Source organism: Ephemeroptericola cinctiostellae (genome assembly GCF_003339525.1).
GTDB lineage: Bacteria > Pseudomonadota > Gammaproteobacteria > Burkholderiales > Burkholderiaceae > Hydromonas > Hydromonas cinctiostellae.
On sequence record NZ_CP031124.1, the window covers coordinates 2,601,814 to 2,627,066 of the forward strand.

35 protein-coding genes are annotated in these 25,253 nt (G+C 51.2%); 12 read left to right on the forward strand and 23 right to left on the reverse strand.

Features of this window, described 5'->3' with window-relative positions; translation table 11 throughout:
* Window positions 1–4: 4 nt before the first annotated feature.
* The 14 genes from DTO96_RS13050 to DTO96_RS11915 form a co-directional block, all read right to left on the reverse strand.
* On the reverse strand, window positions 5–130 hold the full coding sequence (locus DTO96_RS13050) for a hypothetical protein (protein ID WP_264080573.1): 126 nt from the start codon (window positions 128–130) through the stop codon (window positions 5–7).
* A gap of 11 nt (window positions 131–141) precedes the next feature.
* A complete protein-coding gene (locus DTO96_RS11855; RefSeq protein ID WP_114563693.1) occupies window positions 142–423 on the reverse strand; it encodes a phage tail assembly protein in 282 nt (93 codons plus the stop codon).
* The gene (locus DTO96_RS11860) at window positions 420–695 is read right to left on the reverse strand and encodes a hypothetical protein (protein ID WP_114563694.1); all 276 of its coding nucleotides are present in this window, start codon (window positions 693–695) and stop codon (window positions 420–422) included. The genes DTO96_RS11855 and DTO96_RS11860 overlap by 4 nt, the downstream gene beginning before the upstream one ends.
* A gap of 62 nt (window positions 696–757) precedes the next feature.
* On the reverse strand, window positions 758–1,270 hold the full coding sequence (locus tag DTO96_RS11865) for a phage major tail tube protein (RefSeq protein ID WP_114563695.1): 513 nt from the start codon (window positions 1,268–1,270) through the stop codon (window positions 758–760).
* Window positions 1,267–2,442 carry a phage tail sheath subtilisin-like domain-containing protein gene (locus DTO96_RS11870; RefSeq protein WP_114563696.1) on the reverse strand — a complete coding sequence of 392 codons (1,176 nt, stop codon included), beginning with the start codon at window positions 2,440–2,442 and terminating at the stop codon, window positions 1,267–1,269. Before DTO96_RS11870 ends, DTO96_RS11865 begins: the two co-directional genes overlap by 4 nt.
* Before the next feature lie 90 nt (window positions 2,443–2,532).
* Complete coding sequence (locus tag DTO96_RS11875) at window positions 2,533–3,057, reverse strand: phage baseplate assembly protein V (RefSeq protein ID WP_114563697.1); 525 nt, start codon at window positions 3,055–3,057, stop codon at window positions 2,533–2,535.
* A complete protein-coding gene (locus tag DTO96_RS11880; protein ID WP_114563698.1) occupies window positions 3,057–3,611 on the reverse strand; it encodes a hypothetical protein in 555 nt (184 codons plus the stop codon). Before DTO96_RS11880 ends, DTO96_RS11875 begins: the two co-directional genes overlap by 1 nt.
* Window positions 3,608–4,129: a hypothetical protein gene (locus DTO96_RS11885; RefSeq protein ID WP_114563699.1), complete on the reverse strand. Its 522-nt coding sequence runs from the start codon at window positions 4,127–4,129 to the stop codon at window positions 3,608–3,610. The genes DTO96_RS11880 and DTO96_RS11885 overlap by 4 nt, the downstream gene beginning before the upstream one ends.
* Window positions 4,126–4,446 (reverse strand): hypothetical protein, encoded by a 321-nt coding sequence (locus tag DTO96_RS11890; RefSeq protein WP_114563700.1) that lies wholly within the window; start codon window positions 4,444–4,446, stop codon window positions 4,126–4,128. Before DTO96_RS11890 ends, DTO96_RS11885 begins: the two co-directional genes overlap by 4 nt.
* A 68-nt stretch (window positions 4,447–4,514) precedes the next feature.
* A complete protein-coding gene (locus tag DTO96_RS11895; protein WP_114563701.1) occupies window positions 4,515–5,516 on the reverse strand; it encodes a major capsid protein in 1,002 nt (333 codons plus the stop codon).
* Between the two features lie 9 nt (window positions 5,517–5,525).
* Window positions 5,526–6,671, reverse strand: coding sequence for a head maturation protease, ClpP-related (locus DTO96_RS11900; protein WP_114563702.1), 1,146 nt, complete (start codon window positions 6,669–6,671; stop codon window positions 5,526–5,528).
* A complete protein-coding gene (locus DTO96_RS11905) occupies window positions 6,668–8,197 on the reverse strand; it encodes a phage portal protein (protein WP_114563703.1) in 1,530 nt (509 codons plus the stop codon). The genes DTO96_RS11900 and DTO96_RS11905 overlap by 4 nt, the downstream gene beginning before the upstream one ends.
* On the reverse strand, window positions 8,197–8,571 hold the full coding sequence (locus DTO96_RS11910) for a hypothetical protein (RefSeq protein WP_225972511.1): 375 nt from the start codon (window positions 8,569–8,571) through the stop codon (window positions 8,197–8,199). Before DTO96_RS11910 ends, DTO96_RS11905 begins: the two co-directional genes overlap by 1 nt.
* 437 nt (window positions 8,572–9,008) lie before the next feature.
* Window positions 9,009–10,061, reverse strand: coding sequence for a phage antirepressor N-terminal domain-containing protein (locus DTO96_RS11915; protein WP_114563705.1), 1,053 nt, complete (start codon window positions 10,059–10,061; stop codon window positions 9,009–9,011).
* 293 nt (window positions 10,062–10,354) lie between these two features.
* On the opposite strand from DTO96_RS11915, the gene DTO96_RS11920 reads away from it, so the two are divergent.
* Complete coding sequence (locus DTO96_RS11920) at window positions 10,355–10,564, forward strand: excalibur calcium-binding domain-containing protein (RefSeq protein ID WP_114563706.1); 210 nt, start codon at window positions 10,355–10,357, stop codon at window positions 10,562–10,564.
* A 9-nt stretch (window positions 10,565–10,573) separates the two neighbouring features.
* Window positions 10,574–11,098 carry a hypothetical protein gene (locus tag DTO96_RS11925; RefSeq protein ID WP_114563707.1) on the forward strand — a complete coding sequence of 175 codons (525 nt, stop codon included), beginning with the start codon at window positions 10,574–10,576 and terminating at the stop codon, window positions 11,096–11,098.
* Here DTO96_RS11925 and DTO96_RS11930 read toward each other — a convergent pair whose 3' ends face one another.
* The 9 genes from DTO96_RS11930 to DTO96_RS11975 all read right to left on the reverse strand — a co-directional run bounded on the left by DTO96_RS11930 (window position 11,099) and on the right by DTO96_RS11975 (window position 19,603).
* A complete protein-coding gene (locus tag DTO96_RS11930) occupies window positions 11,099–13,042 on the reverse strand; it encodes a phage terminase large subunit family protein (protein ID WP_114563708.1) in 1,944 nt (647 codons plus the stop codon).
* Window positions 13,035–13,616: a hypothetical protein gene (locus DTO96_RS11935; RefSeq protein WP_114563709.1), complete on the reverse strand. Its 582-nt coding sequence runs from the start codon at window positions 13,614–13,616 to the stop codon at window positions 13,035–13,037. Before DTO96_RS11935 ends, DTO96_RS11930 begins: the two co-directional genes overlap by 8 nt.
* Window positions 13,617–14,177: 561 nt before the next feature.
* Window positions 14,178–14,390: a DUF7696 family protein gene (locus tag DTO96_RS11945; RefSeq protein ID WP_114563711.1), complete on the reverse strand. Its 213-nt coding sequence runs from the start codon at window positions 14,388–14,390 to the stop codon at window positions 14,178–14,180.
* A 409-nt stretch (window positions 14,391–14,799) separates the two neighbouring features.
* A complete protein-coding gene (locus tag DTO96_RS11950) occupies window positions 14,800–17,253 on the reverse strand; it encodes a virulence-associated E family protein (protein WP_114563712.1) in 2,454 nt (817 codons plus the stop codon).
* Window positions 17,250–17,747, reverse strand: coding sequence for a hypothetical protein (locus DTO96_RS11955; RefSeq protein WP_157964434.1), 498 nt, complete (start codon window positions 17,745–17,747; stop codon window positions 17,250–17,252). The genes DTO96_RS11950 and DTO96_RS11955 overlap by 4 nt, the downstream gene beginning before the upstream one ends.
* A gap of 144 nt (window positions 17,748–17,891) precedes the next feature.
* Window positions 17,892–18,119: a hypothetical protein gene (locus DTO96_RS11960; protein WP_114563714.1), complete on the reverse strand. Its 228-nt coding sequence runs from the start codon at window positions 18,117–18,119 to the stop codon at window positions 17,892–17,894.
* Window positions 18,120–18,263: 144 nt separating this feature from the next.
* Window positions 18,264–18,620 (reverse strand): hypothetical protein, encoded by a 357-nt coding sequence (locus DTO96_RS11965; RefSeq protein WP_114563715.1) that lies wholly within the window; start codon window positions 18,618–18,620, stop codon window positions 18,264–18,266.
* Between the two features lie 213 nt (window positions 18,621–18,833).
* Complete coding sequence (locus DTO96_RS11970; RefSeq protein WP_114563716.1) at window positions 18,834–19,316, reverse strand: phage regulatory CII family protein; 483 nt, start codon at window positions 19,314–19,316, stop codon at window positions 18,834–18,836.
* Window positions 19,317–19,396: 80 nt separating this feature from the next.
* Entirely contained in the window at window positions 19,397–19,603 is a 207-nt protein-coding gene (locus tag DTO96_RS11975; protein ID WP_114563717.1) for a transcriptional regulator, read from the reverse strand.
* A gap of 99 nt (window positions 19,604–19,702) precedes the next feature.
* On the opposite strand from DTO96_RS11975, the gene DTO96_RS11980 reads away from it, so the two are divergent.
* The 10 genes from DTO96_RS11980 to DTO96_RS12035 all read left to right on the forward strand — a co-directional run bounded on the left by DTO96_RS11980 (window position 19,703) and on the right by DTO96_RS12035 (window position 25,243).
* Window positions 19,703–20,710: an XRE family transcriptional regulator gene (locus DTO96_RS11980; RefSeq protein ID WP_157964436.1), complete on the forward strand. Its 1,008-nt coding sequence runs from the start codon at window positions 19,703–19,705 to the stop codon at window positions 20,708–20,710.
* Between the two features lie 109 nt (window positions 20,711–20,819).
* A complete protein-coding gene (locus tag DTO96_RS11985; RefSeq protein ID WP_225972512.1) occupies window positions 20,820–21,218 on the forward strand; it encodes a thermonuclease family protein in 399 nt (132 codons plus the stop codon).
* A 241-nt stretch (window positions 21,219–21,459) separates the two neighbouring features.
* The gene (locus tag DTO96_RS11990) at window positions 21,460–21,846 is read left to right on the forward strand and encodes a hypothetical protein (RefSeq protein ID WP_114563719.1); all 387 of its coding nucleotides are present in this window, start codon (window positions 21,460–21,462) and stop codon (window positions 21,844–21,846) included.
* Complete coding sequence (locus tag DTO96_RS11995) at window positions 21,843–22,067, forward strand: hypothetical protein (protein WP_114563720.1); 225 nt, start codon at window positions 21,843–21,845, stop codon at window positions 22,065–22,067. Before DTO96_RS11990 ends, DTO96_RS11995 begins: the two co-directional genes overlap by 4 nt.
* Before the next feature lie 175 nt (window positions 22,068–22,242).
* Window positions 22,243–22,701, forward strand: a complete 459-nt coding sequence (locus DTO96_RS12005) for a hypothetical protein (protein WP_114563722.1) — start codon at window positions 22,243–22,245, stop codon at window positions 22,699–22,701.
* Between the two features lie 18 nt (window positions 22,702–22,719).
* Window positions 22,720–22,905, forward strand: coding sequence for a hypothetical protein (locus DTO96_RS12010; protein WP_114563723.1), 186 nt, complete (start codon window positions 22,720–22,722; stop codon window positions 22,903–22,905).
* Between the two features lie 243 nt (window positions 22,906–23,148).
* Window positions 23,149–23,337 carry a YfdP family phage-associated protein gene (locus DTO96_RS12015; RefSeq protein ID WP_114563724.1) on the forward strand — a complete coding sequence of 63 codons (189 nt, stop codon included), beginning with the start codon at window positions 23,149–23,151 and terminating at the stop codon, window positions 23,335–23,337.
* Window positions 23,338–23,390: 53 nt separating this feature from the next.
* A complete protein-coding gene (locus DTO96_RS12020) occupies window positions 23,391–23,684 on the forward strand; it encodes a hypothetical protein (RefSeq protein ID WP_114563725.1) in 294 nt (97 codons plus the stop codon).
* A gap of 195 nt (window positions 23,685–23,879) precedes the next feature.
* Window positions 23,880–24,233 (forward strand): DUF551 domain-containing protein, encoded by a 354-nt coding sequence (locus DTO96_RS12030; RefSeq protein ID WP_114563727.1) that lies wholly within the window; start codon window positions 23,880–23,882, stop codon window positions 24,231–24,233.
* Entirely contained in the window at window positions 24,233–25,243 is a 1,011-nt protein-coding gene (locus DTO96_RS12035) for a DUF5131 family protein (RefSeq protein WP_114563728.1), read from the forward strand. Before DTO96_RS12030 ends, DTO96_RS12035 begins: the two co-directional genes overlap by 1 nt.
* Window positions 25,244–25,253 lie beyond the last annotated feature (10 nt).

A 25,253-nucleotide genomic window follows, 5' to 3' on the forward strand; every position in this document is an offset into this window, starting at 1 on the left:
CCCCTCAGGACGAGCTTTTGCGCTCCAACAGACCCAACTCAAATAAATCATCGTAATGATCCATCAACTCGGAGACGGGCATGTCAAGCAAAGACTCCCTTGACCAGCCCGTTTGCGTCGCAACTGTCAAGACCACGCGCCTTAAGCTGACTTCGTCGAGGGCTGTTTCTTAAAACCGACCAAAACCTCATTGATGCGCATGATGTCAGCGTCATCCATTTCAGCAATCACTTCAGGCGTGACCTCACACAGATTGGCCAACATAAAAAAAGCCTGCTCGATGTCATTTCCTGGGGCTTTGCTGGCGATGATGCTGTCACGCCCCTTTGGACGACGCACCGTCACTTCGGTGTAGCTCAGCCCGCCCACATTAACGGGGTAATCAAGGGCCAGTACAACGGCTGCTTGGGTTGAGGTCATCATTTGGTCACCTCCTTACCGCTTGACTTAACAGGCATTGCCGTGGACAACGAAGCAGTGCTTTCTGAGGCCGCCGACAACGAGGCCTCCGTTACCACCGCCTCCACCGCTGCGGATTCCGTTTTCAGTGCAAATTTACCCTTGCTGACCAAAAAACCCGCTTCGCGCTCGCTCATTTTGAGCTCATCGCCAACCCCAAATGGTTGGTCGCGGTAGATGCATTCTGCTGTGCACACATAAGTGTGCTGATCTAAATTAACTGTTGGCTGAGCCATGTTATTTCCTTTAAAAACAAAACATTAAAAATATTAAAAATAAAACCGAGAACCAAAACGGATTAAGACAAACCCAAAACGTCACGGAATGTTGAGCCGTAGTCCACACCGTCAACGATCAAGATAGCGGCCTCTGGATCAACCTCATACAGCACCTGACCGTCCCATTCATCACGGTAGTAGAGCACTGACAACTTGGTCGTCATGCTGACCTTTTTATTGGGCTCCCACGGCTCTTCTTTAACATTTTTGGCAAAGGCGCGAACCGTGATCTCACGCTTGGCTGCGGTGCCGTCCTGCTTGACGTACATCCCCTTGATTTTGTAAGCAAAGCTGACGCTGGGCTTGTGCCCGACCTGCTTCATGATGTCGGGCGTGTAGGTGTTGTAAGTCATTTCGATTTCCATGGCTTTTTCAAGCCGGCCCATCAACACCTCAATTGACCCCGTGAATCCGCCCGCAGAAAACTCTTCGACTTTCAGCGCAAAATCAGGCAAATCAATCTTACTGATGTCCCCTGCATGACCACGCCCCTCAACGAAGACCGAAAAACCAGTTAAAATATTACGGCTCATGCAAATGCCTCCTCAAGTAAAGTGCCATTCCAATGGCTGGCCATGGTGATGTGTTCGGCCGTTGCAGGCTCGCACCAATCAAAGTCAAAACGCACATTGCCTTGCGCCAATTGATCGTAGGTGTTGTAATACTTATCCGCCCAGCACTTGGCACCCGGCATCAATACGCCAACATGTGGGGATGACAGGTGACGCAGGTATAAATTCACACCCTCGACCACGGCTTCCACAAAGTTTTTCGTGACGTTTTGATCGACTGCCCATTTATGCGCGTACTGGATTGATTCATTGATCATGTCGGAAACGCGAACCCGTTTAATGGGCTGCCAAAGAGGATCGCCTGAGCACGTACTGTTGCCCCATAAGCGATTGCCTTGGTCTTTAATGATCGTGTTGACACAATTTGAGTTGAGAAAGTTTGCAGAACAATCGCGCTCGCCAAATTGATAGTCAATTGAGCGATCAAAACCCGTGATGCCAAACACCTCAAAGTTTGACGGGCTGAAATGAAAACCACGTTCGGCGTCATTGCGCGCCCACGCGCCTGCAATGTGCGCAGACGACGGCGAAGAAATGTCACCGCCGATGACGGTGTCAAAACTGTAAATATCGGGGTCGTACATCACGACGCGTTTTGATCCGTACTGATTGCGCGCGGCAATGGCCGCCGAATCGGTGGTTGATGGACCATCTTTGATGACCATGGCGCGCAATCGGTTGGCGATCACCGCCATATAATCGACAATGGCCTTATTTTGCGTGAAGCCTGGGGCGATCAAAATCTTGGGCGACACACCCAACCGCGCTTGCGATTCAAAAAAGGCCGGCAGCCCTGTGCGCTTACCCGTGGTGGTCGACACCCCGCCAATCACATTGGCCAAGGCTGTGCCCACATCATCTGACGCAGCAACGCGCAGCACCACCACAACAGCGCCAACCTGATCAAAGATGCCTTTCATGGCCAGAGGCAGTGTCCCCGTCAAGCCCAATTTGGCGGCTTTAACTCGGTCAGCCAAAACCAACACGGGCACGTTAAGTGGAAAAACGGCATTGTCAGCACCTGGGGCGGTGCCAATCACCCCGATGACGGCAGAACGGCGCGTCTTAATCGGGCGGATGCCGTCATTGAGCTGCACGACCTCAATCCCGTGTAAAAATTCTTCTGTTGACATCAGATACACTCCTATAAATGTGTGTACCCGTACTATATTGACCACCGCCGCAAATGTCCTGCCGCTATTTTGCGCGTAAATTTGCGCCGATTACGCACCGTTATTGCCATCGGAGTCGGTCACCTTACCGCCAAATCGACCGTCACCACCAACGGCAATGTCTTGCCCGATGTCTGCACCACCGCTCTGCTTAAAAGTTGGAGATTTAAAATCAACACCAGTGGGGGCGACCACCCTGAAAGTACCTTTGATTTCAAAGGTCAAATCGCCCGTTGAATTGTTGTGCACGAGCCGTGCACCATTGGCGTAGCGCGTCACATGTTCATCGGGATTGACCGTTGCAGGGGGGTATTGATCGCGGTACAGTGCACCATCAATGAACGCATCCTCCAACACCCCACCCGGTGCCAGCACGATCACCTGTTCACCGACAGCTGGAGACCATCCATCGCTGTCGTTGTGCGCGCGTCGCACCGCCCATTGCATCGGCGCGCTGTCGTTATCTCCGAGCGCAACGATGGCGTGAATGCCCTCCACCGACTTGACCACGCCCACGCGGATCATGTTCGCCACTGCCCGCTCGAGCGCATCGATACGCCCCAGATCGTCACTCATTACGCGACCCCATGCCCGCCAATCACCTCCTCCACAGGAAAGGGGTCTTGATCGCCAAAAACTTCAAAAACCTCGGTGTCACCCGTACAGCAATGCTTGACCATGGTCAGGTTCATGGGGTTTATCACAGGCTCATCGGCTTCAATGGTTTCACCCAGCGGTGCATCAAACTCAAACTCAACCATCCACGTCAAGTAGCCGTTCAACGGCTCTTTAAATTCATCGGGCGCCACTCGGACAATGCGGATGATCCCCGCGCCAATGCTGCCCACTCGCTTGAGTTGGCGCGCAGTGGCGAAAGCATACTGCCGCACCAACAATTCGGCGTTTTCGGCCGCCGCACTGATCAACACCCGCGCCACCCAGCGCAGCGACACGTCCAGCGCATCGCCTCCACCGACCATGCTGGCATCATCACCCTCGGTCAATTCAAGACGCACCGATGGCGAGGGTTCTGCCTCGCGCATGGCCTCGTATGTGTAAACCTGCCCCAGCGTCCAATCCATTTGTTTGATCGCACCGACCAACGCCACGTGCATGTTTTCAAGTGTCATAATTTACCCAATTCAAATTCAATTTCATGTGCCAAAATATCCATCAACCACTGATCCGCCTGCCCATAAGCACGCATCAAGGCATCCTCAGCTTCTTCGCTGATTTCTTTGACCAAATAGCCAAAGTTCCACCGACCTTGCCCATGGCGGATGTACACCGCCTGCCCGCGCTTTTTGATCATAAAAGCCTTGGGGTAAAACTCACCACCCACCTGCACGCCGTTGCGTTGCTGGGTGGCCTTGCCCAATCGACTGACCGCGATGGCATTCATGCCCAGCCACACTTTTTGCGCCATGCCCTCGTTTTTACGGTAAATCCGCAAACGAGAGCGCATGACGGCACGCGCAATTTTTAAACTTTGCGACATATTTTTAGTGGTTTCACTGCTCATTTTTCGCGCGCATCGCAACATGGCGCGCCGCGCCGCACGCTCACACGCATGTGGCATGCTGGACAGCGTGCGCATCAAATCTGCGAGATCGGCCTCATTGATCTTGACCTCTAAATCAACGCTCATATGCCCGCCGATTTGTGTGCTTGCTTGAGTTGGGCGGGTGACAGATGCAAGCGCAGCATCGTCAATTCATCGGCCTCGCCTTGACGCACCACATCAAAGCACGACCCGTCATAAGTCACACCCTGACAAGGCAAACCCGATACATCTCGCTTAAAAACGTCGCAATAAAACTCGACCAATTCAGTGGGCTGCAAGCCGTATTCTGGCGCGCTGACCGACTTGTAAAAATAGCCTTTAATCACCACACCGTCCACCACCAAATCATCGCCCAAGATGCGGGCGTTAATCTTGTCCACGTATTTCAAAAGCCAATTCATAAGACCCCCCTTTTAAAACAATCCAACCAAAAAAAACCCGCTGGAGTGCGGGCTTTTTAGATCAACTGTTAAGCCCCCGCCAGCTTGAGGCGACGGATCACGTGCGGGCGAGAGCAGTACGTCAACGGGTTGCTTTGCGCTTCAAAATCGAACCCTTTGTTGAACTTTTTAGGTTCGGTATTGACGTAATATGGCAAGCCGTTGGTATTCACGGTTTCGTTATAATTCGCAGGCGCAAAGCGCATTTGCAACAAAGCATCCACACCCGTCGGAATCATGATCGCTTCATTGTCAGGCACCATCAAATGTCCCGCGAGTTTTTCAACGCAACGGTAAAAACGAATGTTTTTGTATTCGTAGGATTCGCGCAAGTCGTTGCGTGCCTGTTCGCCTTCTTTACACAAACGCACATCGTCTTTGAGTGCTTTTGAGCCATGAAACTCTTTGTTAAAGTTTTTACCACACAACACAATAAAACCATTGCGACCCGCGCCATTCAGCGCTTCGTCAACGACGTCCGTCGCCGTCATGAACTGCTTGTCCACATCCGCCGCACCAAAATTGATCGTGATGTCACTTGGCCGCGTCAAACCAAACACGTTAAACAAATCACGCAACACAGTGGTGCCGTCGGCATCCAATACTTTGCCGTTCAGCGCACCCCAGCGGTGGTATTCAAGCGTGGCATCGATACTTTTGCGTAAATATTTAAGCTTTTCATCCACCTTGGTTTGCAACGACTCTAATGCAGAGCCAGTGCCAAATTCGCGAATATTTTGGATCACATCCGCCAAGATGTCTGCTGTCGCAGGTAAATGCGAGGCGGTCAAAATGATCGGCGCGCCACGCAATGAGCCACCCACCGCCGTGCCATCTGCACCGCGCGGCTTGTTCGCGACCAAAACGATTTCGCCGTCCTGGATTTCGACCGCAACGGTCGTTGTGTCAATAGGGGACTCCTCAAACAATCCGAGCCCTGATAAAAATTTAGACGGCACAGCAACGTTATTAATTGCTTGCGTCAACGTTGTTAAGTGGAAATTGTCTTGAAACAATGCTAAATCAGCCATGATGGGTCCTTATTTACTGTTGTGATTGGGGTTTTGATTGGGCTTGCGGCTGGCATAAACCGCCGAAACGTTGATGGCCTCAGCCACCGTTTTTTGCACGGGCTTATCAGACGGCAAGCGGATGTCGCTGCTTGACGCCTGCACGCTTCGAACCGCAGGCGCTTGGCTTTTGGCGTACAAACTCATTAAAGCCTGCGCTTCGGCCACTGTGCTGTTGTTGGCAACCAGCTCATCGGCCGTCGGGTAGCCCGCAATTACCGCCAACGCCCGAACGCCCGCCGCGCGCTCGATGCGTGCATCCAAATCGCCCACAGCCAATGTGTGACTTGATAACATCTGCGCCAACAAAGGCTCATTTGCCGCCAAGCAACGGCTGACCGCTGCGAGCCGTGCGACAGCATCGGCTTCGCCCGCACCCACTTCAGGCTGTACGGACGATGCCGTAGGCGTCTCAACCGTGACCGCGGGTGCGGCGGCAACCGCCACACCATCACCACCTTCATCGTCATTCGCTGTGCTGACCGCTTTGACTGCAAACAATTGCTTGACTGCCTCGGGTGCGGTGTCGTAACGCTTGAGGGCTGAGGCCGAGGCGCATGCCGCCAACTGCAACGTGACCACCACTTCATCGCACAAGCCCGCTTCAAGGGCTTGCTTGCCATCAAACCATGTGTCTTTCGACATCCAGCCTTTGACCGTGGCTTCGTCCTGCCCCGTGGCCTCCATATACATGGAGGCCATCGTGCTTTCAACAGCCTCCATGACCGCCGCCTGCTCACGCATGTCAGCGTATGAGCCGTAACACGCGCCCGAAACACCATGCACCATGAGGTAAGCATTCTCAGGCACAACGCGCTTGCCCGCGGCCATGAAAATGATCGACGCCATGCTGCATGCCACGCCCACCACATGTGCTTCGATATGCGTACGTCGCGCTTTGAGCACGTTGTAAATCGCCAAACCCTCAAACACACTGCCGCCGGGCGAATTGATTGACAACTCAATCTTTGCGTCGCGAGGGATTTGACTTAACTCATACAAAAAATCCGCCGCCGACACGCCCCAACCGCCTATTTCATCGTGAATCGAAATGGCATAGACGGGCGCGACCTCGGTCGAGGCCGCCTGTGCCGCGATTGAAAACCAACTTTTCATTTCTTGCTCCTTGTTTTTGGCATTATTCCTCGCGCCTTAAAAAAAGTCCTGCCGCTATTTTGCGCAGTCGAATTGTTCGACCCAGGATCAACCGATGGCAGCAGCGCATGCGCGCTTGAAAAATTCAACCCCAAAGACTGCTCACGCTCAAGGTCTTGTTTGTACTGCGCATCAACAGAATCGGCATCACGGCCGTTTTGCAAAGAGATTTCAGAGCGCGGCAAAATCCCCAGCTCATTTTGTAAGCGCAAGGACTGCACGTCCTGCACGGGATGAATGTACGGCTTGCGCTGTGGAATCCATCGCGTAGCTCGCATCTCCACTTTATTGCTTGGCAACAGCCCCGCCAAAATCGCCTGATCGAAGAACCAGCGGCGAATCGGTCGGCACATTTTTTGCACGAGGATGTTTTCAGTTAACTGCGTGAGGCTGCGTGACAGCTCATTTAAAGCAACCCGCATCACACGGTCATTGGTGTCTGCATAGTCGTTCATTACAACTTGGTACGGCACGCCAAACGCGGCGCAAATCGTGCGGTACTGCCAGCGCATGTATTCGGTGTAGTTCATGCCCGCATCAGGCGGATTTGAAAAATCAATCGATTCGCCAAAACCCAGCTCCAGCATGGCACCTGGGGACATCTCCAGCGGCGGCAAATCGCCGTCATCCATAGGGTATTCAGCATCAGGCTGCATTTGGGTTTGTGCGGGCTCATCATAGTTGTCAGGGCGGCGAATCGCGCCCACAAACAAATTCGCGATTTTCATGCGCTCAAGCACCGCATCGTCAAAATCATCCACTTGTTTTAAGCGCACCAGCGCATTCGCCAAAAATGGCACGCCGCGCACTTGGCTGGGTCGCATCGGTTTAAACACGTGCGAGACAAATCGCGCTTCAATGCGTTTCGTGGTCGCACTCATGTCATGCAAGTTTTCGCGCACCCAGTACGCCACACGAACGCCGCTGGCATCAAACTCCACTCCTTGCACGATGCTGTGCCCATTCTCTAGATCACGAGTTTCAAAAGGCACTTGCTCAGGCTCGACCGCCTGTACCCGATACGTCACGCCCGAGTCGGTCTCCACCAACCGGTGAATGATGAAGCATTCGCCAGCGACCAAAAAAGTGCGCGCGATCAAGGTTTGCATGCCGTAAAAGTCCAAACCATTGATTAAATCCGCATCAAGAGACCACGATTCAAACACCGCAATCACTTTTTTGCGCAAAGTCACGTCTTTAAAATCGGGCATGGGCGAGATGCCATTGCCGATCAAATTACTGACCATAAAATCAATCACGGCGCGGGCGATCGGGTTGTTGAGGTAGGCATCACGGGCACGGACACGCGCCACGCCAATGGCGGACAGCTCGGTGATCGCACTTGACGAACCCAATCGCCAATTAAACAAACGACGACCCGACTTACTCGCATCGTGTGCAGGCGCAGGCGGCTCGACGTACTGGCTATTCGCTTGGATGGCGTGCGCATGACGCGCACTTTTAGGATTGATTTTGCGGCGGCTCATTAATAGCCCCGCTTGTAATTGACGTAACGGACTTTGATCGAGCTGCGACGGCTCGCTGTCGCACCCTCTACCGCAGCACGATAAGCCGTCAATGCCGACAACTGCTTGGCGCGCTCAGCACGCAGCTCATCACCCGAGACAAAACGCGTGCGCCGATCGCGAAACTCAACCTCAAGCACGCCGCTTGAACTGGCCACATCCAACGCCGCCAAATTCGCCACGATCACCTGCACACGTGGCAAATCATCGACCGACCGAAAAACAACAGAAGCACCACCGAATTTGACATCGGCGGTGTTGTTGGCGTGTGCGCGCGCCACCGATTGCACATCGGCATCGGTGAAAATAAGGGGAAGTGAAGTGGTTGTCAGCATGGTGCGAATGTAACGCACCACGCTTAAATTATCCTGCCGCTATTTTGCGCAAAAATTTGCAGAAAACAGCGGTAAGAATCAAGTTAAACGGTAGTTTCCGTCCACCCGTGGGGTCAGCTTGATTAAACCATCAAAAAGCTCTTTGTTTTGACGATCATACCTTTCACCGTCAATTCGAGAACGCTCAATATCGTAAATTAAGCACTCACGAGGATCAACCCCGTACAATTGAATGAGCTGACTCGGCTAAATATGGTGGATGTCTGTATCGTTTTGGCTTATAACGCTTCCTGGGATCACGAGGTATTTTTTAACGGTCATTTTGCCGCTCCTTATAGGGTGATTTGCGAATCAATATAAAAATGATTTTTTACATAGCGACATGCAAACCCATTTTAACTTTATATTTTTTGATCAAAATTAAGCCCACGATTTATTTATTGGCTTGAAGCATCACCACCCACACGCCCCACTCGACAGCCAATTTTAGCGACACAAGCGTGCATCGTCTCCACCAATTGATTCACCGACAAATGCAACGCGCCTGTGCTCACCCTGTTCGACAAGTTCGCGGACGAAATCAGTTGCTCATCGCGCCCGATGGGTTCGAGGCGCGGGCGCATTGACCGATCAAACGACAGCACCCAGCGGTTATCGCACAGCACCGCAGCCAACAAGCCCATGGTCGCTTGCTCCGTTGGGATGATACTGTCCCAGTCCACATTGACCCCACCTTTATTCCAAGTGGCCTCGATCAATGCTTGATGCGCTCGCGCCATCACCGCCACATCAAATCCGCCCTCAGGCACACTCAAAGCATCTACGCCCGCCACATCATGCGCCTGACCGCGCTCACCACGCTCATAATACCAGCGGCGATGCGCACCCGTCGATTCTCGCCGTTTGACAAAACCGAGTTTGCTCATGATGTTGCCCACACGCACCATCTGCCAATGCTGCGGCTCATGGGTCGGTTTGTAGTGTAACGCACCCTGCAAAATGTCGCTCATGTGAAACACACTGACCTTGGCGCATTCGTCCGATGCCAACCAATCCGACACCAATGCAAACCATGGGTCAAACCGTGGCGTAAATTCTCCCGCACCGTCACCCGTGGCCAGCGGTCGCACCGCCAATCCTTTGGTCCAATAATCAAACAACACTTGATCGCATTCGTTTTGATACTGCATCACCTTGTCGCGCAACTCGGGTTTGACTTTATTGGGACTGATGGAATACAACCAGCCTGCGAGTTTGGCAAGAGGGAGGCAAACAAATTGGCGGCGTTGATTATCGCCAGACATCTGCGTGGTGATTTCCACCACGGAGGTCGCAAACCTTTGTTTTAATTTGTCAAATTGAGACTTCCAATCCAAACCCATGCCCTCAACTACGGGGCGCATGGGTACAAATGGCTGGTCGTTTTGATTGATGATGTAAAGCGTTGCGCCTGCAAACTGGATGGGTAACAATTGAGATTGAGCATTCATGATGAACTCCTTCGAGATTTTTTTGAGGAATGCCTTATTTTGAGTAAGGCGGTCGAGTGCTCAAAACCGCTCGAAGACGGCGGGCATATTCCCAGCCAAGGCTGGTGTTGTATTAGCCACACACTCGACCATAGACGAAAAGAAACAACAAGGAGCGAACTTGGAGTAAAATCGTTAGGTATAGGCGTAAAAAAACCACGTCTGACGGGCGCGGGGCTATCCGCTTCGAGATTTGTGTTTTGAGCACTTGCGCCAATCATAAAACTATTTTTACAAAAAATCAAGGAGTTATCATGAAATTTTTAATCCTATCAATTTCAGCCCTTTCTTTATTTTGCGGCACTGCAAACGCCAAGTCCTGCAAAAGCTTTAAAACACATGCAGAGGCGCAAAAATACTATGAAACCCATAAAGCCAAAAGTTTAGACCGCGATGGCGATGGATCTGCATGCGATTGTTTGCCTGGCGGCTCTGGTCGAAAATGTCCAAATCATAAAAAATAAGGGGGCTTTATGAAAATTTCTGCTCTTTTTATATCAACAGCATTGACCATCACCGCATGCGGAAAAAGTGAACCTGTCGCAGTAGACAAGTCTATTCCAGCTGAAACCTTTCTTAAATCGGGGTACGTCGATTCCGTCAACGACCGCTCCGACATTTCAAATCCCAAAGCCCTTGTTTTGCACATTGACGGCTTGGATCGGGTGTTTATGCTGTCCAATCGTTTTATGCTGACGTTGGATCAATTAAAAAATGACCGCCCCGAAATTTTAGACCAATATTCAGAAGTGTGGGTTTTTGCGGATGCGAAATTGCAGGACAAATATGGCAACGAGTCCAAAAAGAAAATTTACGCAGTGGCTTGGCGGTCGGATGACTTGAAAAAAGCCAATTTAAAAAACATGTACGAGCGTGACATTTTAAATTTAGCCGCCGATGTGCGCATTTATCATCCAGTTGGCATGAATATAACCAATGATTTCTGTAAAAACGACAAAGGCGAAAAAGACGCGCCGAATTTTTGCAAAAAACTTTAATCACCGCCGCACATAGCTGCTCTGACTCACCCGCCGCCGTCCTTGTGATGGCGGTTTTGCTCTGGGTGGCGCAGCGGGTTTATTTTGGCCTGGGGCGGGGGCTGGCTCCACTTCGTTGGTTTGGTTCTGCCCGCTGGTCAACGGGTCTCCTTCGAACAGTGCGAATTGCTGCATTTGCGCCAGTTGTTCGACGTTGAGGCGTTTTTCTTGCACCAATCCAACGTAGGCCGCCCATGCATATGCTCGACAGTCGAGCGCTTCGTTGCGTTTGTGTTTGTCGCATTTCCATGTGTGTATTTGGCGGCCTTTTTTGTCCCATTCGACCACGCGACGTTCGGCGGTGAGTTGGTTAAAGTACACCAGTTTTTCGTCCTCCAATTCGTCGTAAGTGTACGGAAAATGGCAGTAGCCTGCCTGCCCTTCTGCTGTTCGCAGTCGTGCGGACAGGGTGTCTTTGATGGTGTCCACGCCGATCATGCGCAGGTGAAAGCCTTGGTATTTTTTACTGCGCGAAATGCGCACTGGCCAAATGGGTGAGGGGCCGTAGCGGCCTTTGACTGCCCATACATTGCGCTTGTTGCGTTTGTTGCAAAACTCGTACACACGTTGCACGTGGTGACCGCCCGAGTCCACACAGGTCGCGGCGATGCGCAGGTTGCGCCCGTCGGCGGTGGCGTATCCGCCCAGCAAAATGCGGTCGAGTTCTTGCCAAACCGTGGGCGCGGAGGGGTCACCGTAAATCACAAGGTATTGTACGCCCCATGTGTCTTCGTTCAGACCGTGCCCGAGCACTTCGATTTCCAAGCGGTCGTCTTGGGTGTCCACTCCTGCTGTCAAAAACAGTACGGATGCGGGCAGGCGGTTGTGGTCGTAATTTTCACGCCGTGCGGCAAGGGCGGCGGCGGTGCTGATTTGACCTTGTTTGTCTTCGTAGACCCAGCCGAGCTGCGTGTTAATGAATACTTGAAGTAATTCGGGTTTGTCTTTGGCTTTGTTGTATTGCTCCGCCAATTTGCCAAGCTTTGTCCAGTTGGGGGTCATGAGGCGCGAGATGGTGTAGCCGCGCTTTCTTTTACGCTCAAGATGCTTTGCAATAAACCGCCCTGCCTTGACCATTCGCGGCAACGCGGCATCGCCGTAGAGGCTGCCACAGGACGGGCAAGCCAGCATGGCGGTGTCGGGGTTGTTGTCCACCATGCGCAGTTGCTCTATGAAATTCATCTCGTGCTCATGCTCGCAATCAGGACATCGCACGTGGAAGTGCCGCTGGTCGGTGTGCTCAAATTCAACAAAGATGCGCCCGTCTTTGGTGGTGGGGGAGCTGGCGAAAACGTGTTTTGCGTTTGGATAGTTGGCTGTACGGGCTTTCATGATCTCGAGCGGATCACCCTCGTTGCCCGATGACACGGGCCAGCGGTCGATTTCATCACCATTGGCGAGTGCAATGCTTCGACTGGCGAGGGTCGCGGGTGATTGTGACCATGCCATGGCCACGTAGCCGCCGACGAAGCCCTTGACGTAGGTGTCGTCACGGATCAGTTTGTTTTTAAATACGGGGCAGTCGCGTAACATCGGGGCGAGACGGGTGTTGCTGTACTCTTTGGCCATCAATTCGGTGGCCTGCACGTTGAGGATCGGGCATGGGTCGATGTCGATGCGCTTGCCTGTGATCGCTTTCTGAATCGTGGTTTTACCGACTTGTGATGCCGCCATGATGACGAGGGTGTCGACTTCGATGCCGTCGAGCGCATCCATCACTTCAGCTTGCCATGGCACGTCCTTGCATGAGTACAAACCTGGTTCGGGGCCTTCTTCTTTTGACAAATAAAGGTTTTGCTGCGCCCAGTCGCTGGTCTTGATGTTGGGCGGCGGCGCAAACACGGCATATAGACGTTGTTTGAGCATTTCTGCATTTTTAGCCAACAACGCAAAAATATCACTCATCGTTTTGTTCCAATTCTTCAATTTCGGCTTGCGTCGATTGTTCCAAGCGCAATACTTGATCCAGTAGTTCTTGGTCAATCACTTGCACAGGCACGCTCAGGCGTTTGAGCGTTTCATGTGCGTATTCGTGCAACGCAATGTAAATGTCATTCGCGGGCAAACCCTCAAGTTTCGTGGCCATTTTCACAGGCAAAGCCTGAAATTGTGTCTTTGCATCGGCTATGACCTCCGCAAAAATGCGCTCCGCTTCATCGGTGCGCACCAGTTGCGCCAATTCGGTTTGGATGCGGATGTCGACCAACGTGCCTTGCTTTTGCCGCAACACAGCCAATTCGTAGGCTGCATTGACTTTAACCGACCCATCCTCATTTGTACTCGCTGATTTTTGCTTGTCACGCAAATTGTCTACAAACGCGCGGATACATGCGGTCAACGGGTAAGCGCCGCGCCCTGATTTTGGCAAAACACCATCTTTAACCAATCGCCCAATATACTGCTCAGATACGCCTAAAACGACCTCCAACACCTTAACCCCGACCTCAATATCAGCCAAATCCTCGACGCTTTTAAGCATAGCAAAAACCCTTTAAAACACACACAAAAAAAACATAAATCATTGATTATATTGACAAAACTAAACTAAACCATATTAAAACAATTCAAACTGACCGCTTCCCCGCGGGTCTGACGACTCGCAGGGGGAAGGGAGGGGTAGGGACCCTATCCTTTTCATTTTTTGATGTTTTTTATTTTTCATATTAAGGCTAAAAACCTGGACTTTTAAAGACTTCGCGTCCCTCAAATAACCATGCACAGTCCTCAAAGACACCCTCAGCTCTCGACTTATCATTGCAACGCTCAAACCTGATGACGCCAGCTGGTTCGCACGCACCAAATTGGCATATCGGTCGTAAACAATCAGGGGTGATATTTTTATCGAGCCCCCGCCAAACTCCGATGCCAAAACCTTAGCCGCCTCCAGCCCAATCAACAAAGCCAGAGGGTGTGAATAATTCAGTTTTTTAGGCACAGACAAAGACCGCCCCCCGTAGACCGCAGCAAGTACGCACGTCTCGCTGAAACCAATCAACGAAGCCAAACTATCCAACACCGTCATCGCCGTACGTCCCACAAATCACCCCAAGCTTTCCGAGCCACGCGCACTCCACATCAACCGCACCCCATCCTCCAACCTCAACGCAGCCGCCACACCGCGCACCCTTTTGACCTCATCCAAATAATTCCGCCGCGCCTCACGCCCTTTGATGCCCAACACATGGCGGCACTCACACTCAAACCGCCAGGCCTCACTATTGGTGTACAACGTCACGTCCAACGTCTCAACCATGACCAGACCCAGTCGGACAAGCTAAACCCGCATAAACAGTGCTCTCAAAAACCATTGTCCAAATGTCCATAACAAAATCAATAAATGTTAAAAAAATAAAACCGCCTCGCACACACGCGCATGCACGCACACGCACATGTGTACGCATGGCAAAACGCTTGGACATTTGGACAGCACCGCTGCAAAGCCCGTAAATACGGCGTTTCTCATGTCCAAATCTCGTAAAAAAGATTTGGACATGACTGGACGCTTACTCCAATAATTGAGCACCATCATCTTTTCGGGACACTTGCCGCCTTGACCAAACTCCCCGCCCAGCCAATTAAACAAGCACCCATCTCTGAATCAAACGCACAACTTAAAACCAAAACACCAAACCGACCCCACACACAGCTTGCGCGTGCCGCAATTAAGCCGGTTTTAAATATAAATACCCTCGGTAACCATTTTCATCGCCCGTAGACACACGTTTTTTAATAAAGCCCAAAGACTTTAAAATCGCCACAATGCGAGTGGACTCCTGCTTGGCATTACCCAGCTTGTCAGGCGGATAGTTAATCGCCCCCTTGAGCACATCGCTAACCGTAAAGCCAGCCGACGTCTTGTAAGCCATTTCGTCGCTGGACAGCCATTTAGCCACCATCTCCAACCAAATGTCCTGCACCTCACGCGCCGCCTGCTCAGGCGTAAAGACATCACGCTGCTCCTCAGCCGTCACATGCCAAGCCTCGCCCGATTTAAAATGCGTCACCGCCTCAGCCCACAACTGGTCGCGCTCAGAGCGCAGCCAGTCGAAATCAATGTGATCATTGACGCGCACAGGCCAAAACCGCCGCGCCCCCGTTGGGTCCTTGAGGTACTCATCTTGGTTGGTCGTACCGATAAACACCGTAGACCGCGCATGTGCCTCAGTACGCCGCTCAAAGGCCGCACGATAACGATCCACGCGTGACGTAATAAACCCTTTAACCTTGGTTGCTTCAGCCCGAGAAAACGCATCCATTTCGCCGATCTCATAGCCCCACACACCATCCAACTGAGCCATTGCATCTTTGTTGTTGAGGTCAAGATGGGTATCCGCAAACCAATCGCCAAATAAGATGCGAATCGCCGTCGATTTACCGCGCCCCTGCTCACCCTCCAACACAATCATATTGTCCACCTGACAGCCGGGCTCATAAATACGAGCCACCGCCGCCACCATAAACTTACGCCCCACCAACCGCAAATACTCGCCGTCTGTGCGTGTCAACTCACGCGCACCAAACGCACCCATCAACCACACATCCAAACGCGGCAAACCGTCCCATTTCAAGCCATTTAAATAATCGCGCGGTGGGTGAATTCGATTCTTGTTTGCGGTCAAAGACACACCCTCAACCAACACCTGACCGCTTGGCACCACTAAATTCATATTTTCAGCAAGCCACAAGCCCAGCTGCAAATCATCCGCCCCCGTCCACTCCCCCGCCTTTGTACCAAACGGTGTGGGCTTGGTTTTCATAACGCGATTGCTAAACTCATCAAACACCACCACGCCGCGCCAATCGCTCAACTTCGACAGGCAATAAAAAACATTTTCACGCACCGCGCGGGGATTGCCTTTATCACTCAAAATCAATTGCCGCTGCAATTTACGACACTCAGCACTCACATCACCATCACCATCACCATCACCCGCGTCAGCCGCGCCAACGGAAGCCCCCCCCTTTTTTGGAGCCTTATCACGCTGACCCTGCCCAAGGCTCAAAGCCTCAGCAAGCGGCACGGTCACCCCCAATATTTGGCGAACATCCATCCCGTCCTGAATTGCGTCAAACACATCATAACCATCTACATCAGGGGCAAAACCACTCACATCCACCATGCTGATGCCGCCAACAGCGGCACAAGCGCCAGCTACCGACATCAAAGCCTGCCCCACGTCCAGCATGGCTTTAAATCCAGGCTGCAAATGCGCCTTGAGCAACACACCCTCTTTATCATGTTTTAAATCACGATCTGCCCATAAAACCACTTTGACATAACCCGCAACCTGAGCCCAGTTTGCCTTTTTGACCGCATTGCCGCCACCTGACCAGCTCACCACGTCGTAGGCATCGACACCACGATCTGCAAAATAGCGCGCCGCCGCATCCGCACATTTTTCGCCCTCAACCACCAGCAACGTGCGCGCTAAATCCAGCGAAACCGGCGCCCTCAAATTTAAACCCGCCAAATACAAAGGACGCGGCTCAACCCACTGCACCCACGTCCACTTTTGCTCCGCCGTATCAACATTGCGCGCAAACACCAACGGCAACACCTCTTTACCCCCACCGCTGGTCGTAAACCGACACACAAAGCCCAACAAATCACCTGCCTCATCGCGATACGCCCAACGGACATCAGGCTCCCCACGCTCGAAATGACGCTGAGGCACACCACGCAGCGCAAAATCAGGCACAGGCACAACCGCCGACCATTTACCGCGCCGCTTTGGCTCAACAGCGTTTTGCCCCCCTGACACTGCTTGCGCGGGCGCAGCCTTGGCGTGCGATGATCGTTGGCTACCCATCGTAAAACCGACCAATTTAGCCACATCAACCGCCGCCTTGCCGTTGTTGACACTGTTGAGATAAGCATACAAATCGATCAAATCACAGCCCTTGTCACCCGTCGCAAAATCAGCCCACAGCCCCGAATGCAAATTGACCGAAAAAGAATTGGGAGACCGATCCGAGCGAGTCGGGTTGGTTGACTTGTATTCGCCACCATTGACCACACCCGACGGCAACCATTGGCGCAGCAACGATTCAGCCTGATTTAACGCCGCGCGAGCAATGCCTTTAAAATTAATCGGCTCGTTTTCAAAGTGGCTCATGCCCGCACCCCATCCACTCTCACGTTGTTTTTATTATTTTTGAGCGCCGTTAAAAAAACAGAATCCGCAGGCACATCCAAAATATTACGCACATCGCCATCCACATCTATCGCAAACACACCCTTACCCGATGCCCGTCTATACGCCTCACTAACCCAAACCTCAACCTCCGCATGTGCCGCCGAGGCCACCTGCTTGTCATGCTCGGTCACGATGTCACGCATGAGTTGCAACGTATCACCATCCAGCCCCCAGCTCTTACCATCATGACCACGCCACACCGCACGCATCAAACCGCTGATCGTATCCCTCAAAGTGGCAAGCCCCTGATCTTTAAGCGCCTGACTCAATCGCGACATCTCCAAACCAATCGCCACCATCTCCATCATCGCTGACAGTGCCCACAAATCCTTTTCATCGCCCAGCCCTTGGCTCAAACGAAACAAAGCCGAGTGATACGACAACGCCAACTCATCACATTGCTTTTTGGGCATGCGCGGTGCGAACACCCCCCGAATCACAACCACCTTTCGACTACTTTTCTTTCTCATTGCGCACCATTTCTTCTTTTTTAGCCCGAATCGCCGCCAATTTGCGACGCGAATAAAACCACCACATAAACATCCCTTAAAACTTAATCAACGCCGCTGCGCAAACTGCTTGTCCCGTACTGCCCGCTCACGCCGCGCCTCAATCAAACAATCATCGTCACAATAAGCCGCACCATCCACCGTCGGATCACTGCACAACTGGCAAGACTTAAACCACTTCTGTCCAACCGCAGCCGCCCTGTCCCGCGCATTTTGAATCGAAGCATTTAAAACAAACTGCTCACGCGCATCAGTCTCATCGATAAAATCAGACATATCAAACCTGCCATCCCTCAATATCACCATCGCCGCCACGCCCCGCATCAAGCAAAGCCAAAAGGCATATAAAAGCAATGCCCGCAAAAAAACCCACAAAAAAATAACCAGCCATCCCGCCACCTCTTTACAAAAAAACCAAAATCAAAGCCCCGCACGAATCAAAGCATCGGACACATCATCCATCACATCAGACACCCCAACCCCGCCAACCGACTCCCCCACACCCCGATAAACACCAACCAAACAACCACCCTCACAAGCGCGCCGCTCAAGGCGCAAATACGTCCCCTCTCTTGCGCCGCGCCTCGTCACCACCTGCAAAACCCCCAAAGGAGACAACGTAACAAAAAACCGCCCACCATCAACCGCCGCAGCCCGCACCCACCCATCCACCGCCAGCATCGCCGACGCGCGTTTGTACAATGACATCCCCGCGTAAAAGTGAGCAAAAACCAAGACCGCCTCCAGAGCATAAAAAATCGCCCGCAAATCAATCACGGGGCTAACCTTACGGGTTTCATCGGCTTGAGCCAGCGAGGAAGATATTTCACTCGCAAAATCGGGCGAGACCCACCGCTCAAACTGCCACGATTACTTTGTTTCAAGTACGCGCCATCGGTGGCTGGGCGCGGCGGCATCACCGCTGCTTAAAACACAAAATAAAATACAAAAACAAAAACAAAAAAACATAAGACATTAAAACCACGCAACTCAAGCGCAACGCTCACGCAACCGAACCATCAACTCGCGCAACGCCGCCAAAGCCTCCAAACACTCACGCTCAGCCTCCTGATACTGCGCCTCACTCAAACGCGCACCACCCATCAACACCGAGCCGCAAACCGCCATCGCCTCACCGTGCTCTTTAACCGAGCGCAACAAAGCCGTCACATCATCCGCCTGCATCACCCCCGCAGACAGCGTTGGCAGCGGCATAAAAACCCCGCCGAACTCAAAACACAACGCCTGCAACGCCCGATCACCGAACGGCTCATCCACAAGCAATCGATTGATGTCGATAAAATCTTGCAAAGTCAAATGGTGCGTATCGTTGTATTTCGACAACTTATTACGCAAAACCTTTTCAGACCGCCCACCCAACATCGCCGCCACAGCAGCAAAGCCCCCACGAAACGACGACACCATATCCGCCGTAACATCCAACACTTCCATCGCAAATCGCCGAGCCGTCATATCGCCACCCTGTACTCTTCCATTACTTTTCTCACGTATTTATTTTTTAGCGTAAGTGATTAAATAGCACCAACAAAGATTCAAAGGCAGCAACGACAAAGTTTTTCGCGTGGAACTCCCGTCTCCTTTTCAACCGCCTTGACCTTCGCAGGTGAAACATGACCACTCTCCACCCACTTTTGAACCGTCTGAGGGACAACATTAACCTTGCGTGCCAATTCGGATTGACTGCCCGCAATTACAACGGCTTGTTGGATACCAGACTCATTTTTAACATTTGTAGTCATATCAGCTCCTAATTACAACGTAATATTACAGCAAAACAAGCGCAATTACAACAAACAATTGAAATGCTTTTTACAACGCTTATTTGTAAAATAAAGATTATGAACAACACACTCGAACCAGAATTTAAAGATCGCCTCGCCACCCTCCTTGAAGAAAAAAATGGTGGAAACCAATCCGCACTCGCGAGGGCTGTAACCGTCTCACCCCAAGCCGTGCAATCATGGCTTGCAGGCAGGACAAAGCCGCGCGACAAACAAGTTGACGCGCTTGCCGCATACTTTGATACGACCCCAGCCTACCTTCTTTATGGCCAAAAACCAGATCAAATCGAAGCATTGCAGCACTCTGACGAATACTACGGAGTGAGCCGCTCACTGGAAGAGGCAGAAAACACCATAATTAAATTAATCGGCCAAGCAATCGGAAGCATGAGCATCAAAGCGTTCTGCGAAAAAATCGGGCTGCCCGAAATCGCTGAGCAAATTGAAAACGGCGAAGAAGACATGAGTTATTTTTATCACTCCCCCAGCCAAGATTTAAAAGACCGCATCGTTGCCAAACTTGGGCTACCCGAAAATTACTGGGGAGACGGCCTCGGCATGAAGACAAGCAATGTCGAATCTATCCGCGCGATTCGCACATTTGAGCATTACAGTGAGCTGCCGGACAACGAGTTTGTAAATATCCCCGTCCTTGACGCAAAACTATCCGCAGGACATGGACGAGATAATCCCGTGATCGACTTTAAACGCCCCCTACCATTCCAAACCGAGTCAATCAAAGCGAATAAAATAGCCCCTGAAAACGCACTAGCAATGAAAGTCATCGGCCGAAGCATGGAGCCTATCCTGCACGACGGAGACACCGTATTAATCGATCAAGGAGACCGCGCACCAACGCTGCATGGCGGCGTTTTTGCCCTGACACTCGAAGGCGAATGGATGGTTAAGCGCGTCTTTAAAACCCTTGGCGGCGGGGTACGCATCGCTAGCGACAACCCAGCCGAAGGGCTGGCAATTGAACTGACAGAAGAAAAAGCGCAAAATGCCGAACTGAAAATAATCGGCAGAGTTCGTTACAGAAGCGGGTTTGGTTGTGATTTTTAAAAAATTAAACAGGGCAGCAAAACTAGCACTAAGCATTGTATTTTTGCTGCCCACGCCTTGTTTTTCCCAAATACGTGTAGTTGGCATTACAGACGGCGACACCTTAACCGTGTACGATCAAATTGCGAATGTCCAAAAAAAAATACGAATCAGCGCGATCGATTCACCTGAGAAAAAACAGGCGTTTGGTCAAGATGCAAAAAAAACACTATCTGATCTGTGCTTTGACAAGACCGTCGAAATAAAATACATAGACACCGATCGATACGGGCGCACCGTTGCAGATGTCGCGTGTGGCGGCATTGACGCGGGCGCGTATATGGTCGGTAAAGGCATGGCGTGGGTGTATGACAAATACAGCTCAGGACATGAGTTTTTATACCCGATTCAACAGCAGGCGAAGGCAGCCACTTTGGGGCTCTGGGGATATCGGCCTGATTTACCAGCTGTCGCACCATGGGAATGGCGGAAGCTAAAAAATAAACAAACCACGCCCATCACAGAGTGACATTAGCGTCCCTCTGTCATGAATAAATTATTTAAATCAATAAATTGCGAAACTTAAAACCACCCTAGGGTGGTTTTTTGCACATATTTTTAATATAACAGAATTAAATCTGCAAGAAAAAACACCCCTTCGCCAAAAAAGCTACAACAAAAAATATAACAATTTATTATTTTCAGCTTGACGTTACAACAATTATTTGTAATAATGATTACAACAAATAGTTACAACAAGGAGCGAAAAAATGAACACAGCAACCCAACTCGTACAAGCCGCATGCATTGCAACGGGCGCAAAGCCAACCCTACGCAGCTACATCCACACATCAAAAGCGTGGTACGGTACAGCAGCCATGCCGAACAACAAAGCGGACGAAATCCTAATCCAAGTCGTTAAATCAGCCCGTCTCATCGGCGAGTTCACAATCACATGGCCCAGCTATCTTGATGGCTACAAAATCGAAATTTTTAACGACGCACTCACAGCCATGAGCCTCTGCTCAGACCTGCTTTCTTTGTTGGAACAGCACAACAACAACCTCAGCCCCCGCCAAGTCATCGAACTATTGAAACGCGCTGGTTTTGCTGACGCTACACCTTACGATCACCCTTGCGAAACGGGGGCAGCATGAGCACCGCAAAAATGACAAAAGCAAAGGAAGCCTTGCTGGTCGCGCTCATCACTGGGCTGACCCTTGGTGCAACGTCATGCGATCACAACGACATGAGCGAAAAAGAACGCCGCCCCGCCGCTTTTTTTCCCGCCGCCCCCGCTCACGCGGTACAGGTGGCATACCGAGAGGACGCGCGGGAGCAATTGCGACTGAAAACGCTGACTGCAAGCAGCAAATGAAGACCCTATTTTTATTTTTAATCACACTGTCATGGTACGTACATCAAAACCGCTACTTTGGGTGGAACGAAGCGCCGCAAAGCCAAGCTGAATGCCTCGCGGATGGGTTGACGTATGTTTTGTTTTCAATGGCTCTTTTGAGCGCCAAATGCCGCAAGCAACCGAAGGATGAAAAATGGGACGAGAAGTAAGGCGCGTGCCTGCCGACTGGCTGCACCCAAAAAATGAGCGCACAGGCAATTACAAACCATTGATAAACAACTATTTTTACAGCGAGACGGCAGAAGAATGGATGACCGAAGTCCGTGAGAATGGGCTGCAGGCAGCACTTGACGAATATGGAAATCCGCCCGATAAAAACGACTACATGCCAATGTGGGATGAAAACGAAAAAAACCACTACATGATGTACGAAGACACATCGGAAGGCACGCCCATCAGCCCCGCTTTTCAAACAGGAGAAGAGCTTGCTAAATGGTTGGTTGACTCAGGCGCACCATATCTCGCTTTTCAAACAGCGTCGTACGACCAATGGATGCATGTTATACGCGGCGGCATCGTCATGATGACGGTAACAATAGCCGACATTACAAGCGAGACATATAGTCCCACGGAAAACAGCTCTCAACAATGACTTTTAGATGACAACAAAATGAACCGAACAGCCAACCAGTTACACAGCTACCGCTGCACATACATCCCCAAAGCAGCCACCTTTGAAAGCGGTGTCACCCGTGACATCCAAGTCAAAGCTTTCAACTCAATCGATGCCATGCACCGCGCCCACCTCATCACAGGCCGCCAAATCATCGAAGCCGCACGATTTGAGCCATCGTAGGGCTTTTTTAAGTGACGCCATCGATGGGTTGAGCGTACATGGGGCACGCGCAACGTTGGAAACAGCCGTCACTTAAAAGAGTTTTAGGCAGAGCTTAGGGCTCTCGCGTACAGATCAACCTCCTTCACTGGTCATCCAGTGTTTCCCGACCGCTTCGGCCAGTAGGGTTTTTTATTCGATTCTCGGTGCGCCGCGCCACCGATGAACCACATGCAGCGCGGCAACTTACCATAGGAGAGCACCATGCAGCAGTTTCACAACATCATCGACCAAGTGCGTTTTGGCCAATTATCAGACGAGCTGACCCAAAAGATCAACGACCTCACGATCGCATGCAGCGAGACGCAAAAAGGTGGCGAAATCACCCTGAGCATCAAGATCAAACCGGGCAAAGCAGGCCAAATGGGGCAAACGCGCGCGTTATTTTGCTAGCGCCGTACAAGTTTTTTTCGACGATCGATGTTTTTTCGGTGGAGAGTTTGCGCATGGCAACACGCGAAGAATGTGAGGCCGCTGGCGTAGAGTACATTGAGCGGCCTGTGAGCGCTGAAGATCTGGCTGAGTTACGCGAGGATAAAGAGCGGCTGGATTGGTTTATAAATCAACCAGATTTCGTGCGAGTATCGACCAACCTTGATGTTGATGATGACTTTTGCGAAATAGACGGCTCGGAGCATACCGAAATCAGATGTGCTCAATATATCGGCGATAGCTGTGAAATTTCCAGAGGTGCAAGCCCACGCGAAGCAATCCGAGCGGCGATGAAAGGCGGTGCGTGATGGCGTTTGAATTTATTTGCGCAGGTTCTTTGCTGTTTTTACTTGGCTTTTTACTAATTGTTACCGCCACATACCTATCGGACACGGGAGTAGGAATATCCACGTGCTCCGTCATTGGAGCCATTGGCATAAACTTAATGGCAATGCCCGTTGTGCGGCTGATTATTTATTTTTTGACAAATTAAGGGATTCAGAATGGAAAGCAAAACACTGGGGCAAATTGCCTACGAAAAATTTGCGGATGAAATCGGAAAGACTAAAGTATGGCACGACCTTTTTCCGAATCAACGTCAAGCATTTGAGACAATCGCACAGTCCGTAATCGAGGCGCATGAGGCGCGGAAATGGAAGCCGATTGAGAGTGCGACTGATAATTTATGCATCGTGTGGACGAAAAACAATGAAACAACCGTCGCAATTCGAAACATTGAAAAAAACGAATGGCTTGATATGCTGGGCAAATCGAATGATGATGGCGAAAATCTTTTTCGTTGTGATCCAACCCACTGGCAACCCCTGCCCGCACCGCCAAAGAAAGGAGAAGAATAATGGCTGAAAATTCTAACATCGAATGGTGCGACCACACCTTTAATCCGTGGATTGGTTGCACGAAAGTGTCGCCCGCATGCGACAACTGTTATGCGGCAAGCTTTGGCAACCGCTTTGGCATCGAATGGGGCTCGGGGAAACCACGCAAGCGCACAAGCGAATCAAACTGGAACCAACCTTTGCGCTGGAATCGTCAAGCCGAACTGAAACAGAACGCATGGGAAAAATTCAAGGGGCGACACCCTGGTTTGACCGACGAACAACTGATTGAACGCGGCTTTATCAAACCAGTGCGCCCGCGTATGTTTTGCGCGAGTCTTGCGGATGTATTCGACAACGAAGTGCCGAGCGATTGGCGTGCTGATTTGTTCGATTTAATTGGCTCAACACCACATCTTGACTGGTTGCTATTGACTAAACGCATTGGCAACGCGCAAAAAATGCTTAATGAGTACTTTCCGAGCGGCTGGGGAAACTGGGTAGATAGATACCCCAATATTTGGCTGGGGGCGACAATCTGCAATCAGGAAGAAGCCGACCGCGACATTCCAAAACTACTCAAAACGCCCGCCGCTGTTCGATTTTTGAGCATTGAGCCGCTGCTCGGACAAATTGACCTCAATATGTCTTTAGGCGGTACGCGATGGATTGGCGGACAGCGTGGATGCAATGGAAAGACCAACGGTGAACACCACCATGATGAACGGTGCGGGCGAGGTATTGATTGGGTCATAGTCGGCGGCGAATCAGGGAAGGATGCGCGACCGATGCACTCTGAATGGGTACGCTCTTTGCGCGACCAGTGCGCAGAGGCTGGCGTGCCATTCTTTTTTAAGCAATGGGGTGAGTGGATTCAACGCCACGATTTACAAGCTTCTAACTCAGAATGTGTAGGCAAACTTTGGCATACCTTTGACCCAGACTCATCCGTTTGCAGAATTGGCAAAAAAACCGCAGGTCGATTTCTCGATGGCGTTGAGTACAGCGAATATCCAATGAGCGAATCATGAAATGCAAAGT

What these genes read in the sequence shown, in the direction of transcription:
- DTO96_RS11855 (WP_114563693.1), bottom strand. Translation starts at nt 423, where the DNA reads ATGATGACCTCAACCCAAGCAGCCGTTGTACTGGCCCTTGATTACCCC.
- DTO96_RS11860 (WP_114563694.1), bottom strand. Translation starts at nt 695, where the DNA reads ATGGCTCAGCCAACAGTTAATTTAGATCAGCACACTTATGTGTGCACA.
- DTO96_RS11865 (WP_114563695.1), bottom strand. Translation starts at nt 1,270, where the DNA reads ATGAGCCGTAATATTTTAACTGGTTTTTCGGTCTTCGTTGAGGGGCGT.
- DTO96_RS11870 (WP_114563696.1), bottom strand. Translation starts at nt 2,442, where the DNA reads ATGTCAACAGAAGAATTTTTACACGGGATTGAGGTCGTGCAGCTCAAT.
- DTO96_RS11875 (WP_114563697.1), bottom strand. Translation starts at nt 3,057, where the DNA reads ATGAGTGACGATCTGGGGCGTATCGATGCGCTCGAGCGGGCAGTGGCG.
- DTO96_RS11880 (WP_114563698.1), bottom strand. Translation starts at nt 3,611, where the DNA reads ATGACACTTGAAAACATGCACGTGGCGTTGGTCGGTGCGATCAAACAA.
- DTO96_RS11885 (WP_114563699.1), bottom strand. Translation starts at nt 4,129, where the DNA reads ATGAGCGTTGATTTAGAGGTCAAGATCAATGAGGCCGATCTCGCAGAT.
- DTO96_RS11890 (WP_114563700.1), bottom strand. Translation starts at nt 4,446, where the DNA reads ATGAATTGGCTTTTGAAATACGTGGACAAGATTAACGCCCGCATCTTG.
- DTO96_RS11895 (WP_114563701.1), bottom strand. Translation starts at nt 5,516, where the DNA reads ATGGCTGATTTAGCATTGTTTCAAGACAATTTCCACTTAACAACGTTG.
- DTO96_RS11900 (WP_114563702.1), bottom strand. Translation starts at nt 6,671, where the DNA reads ATGAAAAGTTGGTTTTCAATCGCGGCACAGGCGGCCTCGACCGAGGTC.
- DTO96_RS11905 (WP_114563703.1), bottom strand. Translation starts at nt 8,197, where the DNA reads ATGAGCCGCCGCAAAATCAATCCTAAAAGTGCGCGTCATGCGCACGCC.
- DTO96_RS11910 (WP_225972511.1), bottom strand. Translation starts at nt 8,571, where the DNA reads ATGCTGACAACCACTTCACTTCCCCTTATTTTCACCGATGCCGATGTG.
- DTO96_RS11915 (WP_114563705.1), bottom strand. Translation starts at nt 10,061, where the DNA reads ATGAATGCTCAATCTCAATTGTTACCCATCCAGTTTGCAGGCGCAACG.
- DTO96_RS11920 (WP_114563706.1), top strand. Translation starts at nt 10,355, where the DNA reads ATGAAATTTTTAATCCTATCAATTTCAGCCCTTTCTTTATTTTGCGGC.
- DTO96_RS11925 (WP_114563707.1), top strand. Translation starts at nt 10,574, where the DNA reads ATGAAAATTTCTGCTCTTTTTATATCAACAGCATTGACCATCACCGCA.
- DTO96_RS11930 (WP_114563708.1), bottom strand. Translation starts at nt 13,042, where the DNA reads ATGAGTGATATTTTTGCGTTGTTGGCTAAAAATGCAGAAATGCTCAAA.
- DTO96_RS11935 (WP_114563709.1), bottom strand. Translation starts at nt 13,616, where the DNA reads ATGCTTAAAAGCGTCGAGGATTTGGCTGATATTGAGGTCGGGGTTAAG.
- DTO96_RS11945 (WP_114563711.1), bottom strand. Translation starts at nt 14,390, where the DNA reads ATGGTTGAGACGTTGGACGTGACGTTGTACACCAATAGTGAGGCCTGG.
- DTO96_RS11950 (WP_114563712.1), bottom strand. Translation starts at nt 17,253, where the DNA reads ATGAGCCACTTTGAAAACGAGCCGATTAATTTTAAAGGCATTGCTCGC.
- DTO96_RS11955 (WP_157964434.1), bottom strand. Translation starts at nt 17,747, where the DNA reads ATGCCCAAAAAGCAATGTGATGAGTTGGCGTTGTCGTATCACTCGGCT.
- DTO96_RS11960 (WP_114563714.1), bottom strand. Translation starts at nt 18,119, where the DNA reads ATGTCTGATTTTATCGATGAGACTGATGCGCGTGAGCAGTTTGTTTTA.
- DTO96_RS11970 (WP_114563716.1), bottom strand. Translation starts at nt 19,316, where the DNA reads ATGACGGCTCGGCGATTTGCGATGGAAGTGTTGGATGTTACGGCGGAT.
- DTO96_RS11975 (WP_114563717.1), bottom strand. Translation starts at nt 19,603, where the DNA reads ATGACTACAAATGTTAAAAATGAGTCTGGTATCCAACAAGCCGTTGTA.
- DTO96_RS11980 (WP_157964436.1), top strand. Translation starts at nt 19,703, where the DNA reads ATGAACAACACACTCGAACCAGAATTTAAAGATCGCCTCGCCACCCTC.
- DTO96_RS11990 (WP_114563719.1), top strand. Translation starts at nt 21,460, where the DNA reads ATGAACACAGCAACCCAACTCGTACAAGCCGCATGCATTGCAACGGGC.
- DTO96_RS11995 (WP_114563720.1), top strand. Translation starts at nt 21,843, where the DNA reads ATGAGCACCGCAAAAATGACAAAAGCAAAGGAAGCCTTGCTGGTCGCG.
- DTO96_RS12005 (WP_114563722.1), top strand. Translation starts at nt 22,243, where the DNA reads ATGGGACGAGAAGTAAGGCGCGTGCCTGCCGACTGGCTGCACCCAAAA.
- DTO96_RS12010 (WP_114563723.1), top strand. Translation starts at nt 22,720, where the DNA reads ATGAACCGAACAGCCAACCAGTTACACAGCTACCGCTGCACATACATC.
- DTO96_RS12015 (WP_114563724.1), top strand. Translation starts at nt 23,149, where the DNA reads ATGCAGCAGTTTCACAACATCATCGACCAAGTGCGTTTTGGCCAATTA.
- DTO96_RS12020 (WP_114563725.1), top strand. Translation starts at nt 23,391, where the DNA reads ATGGCAACACGCGAAGAATGTGAGGCCGCTGGCGTAGAGTACATTGAG.
- DTO96_RS12030 (WP_114563727.1), top strand. Translation starts at nt 23,880, where the DNA reads ATGGAAAGCAAAACACTGGGGCAAATTGCCTACGAAAAATTTGCGGAT.
- DTO96_RS12035 (WP_114563728.1), top strand. Translation starts at nt 24,233, where the DNA reads ATGGCTGAAAATTCTAACATCGAATGGTGCGACCACACCTTTAATCCG.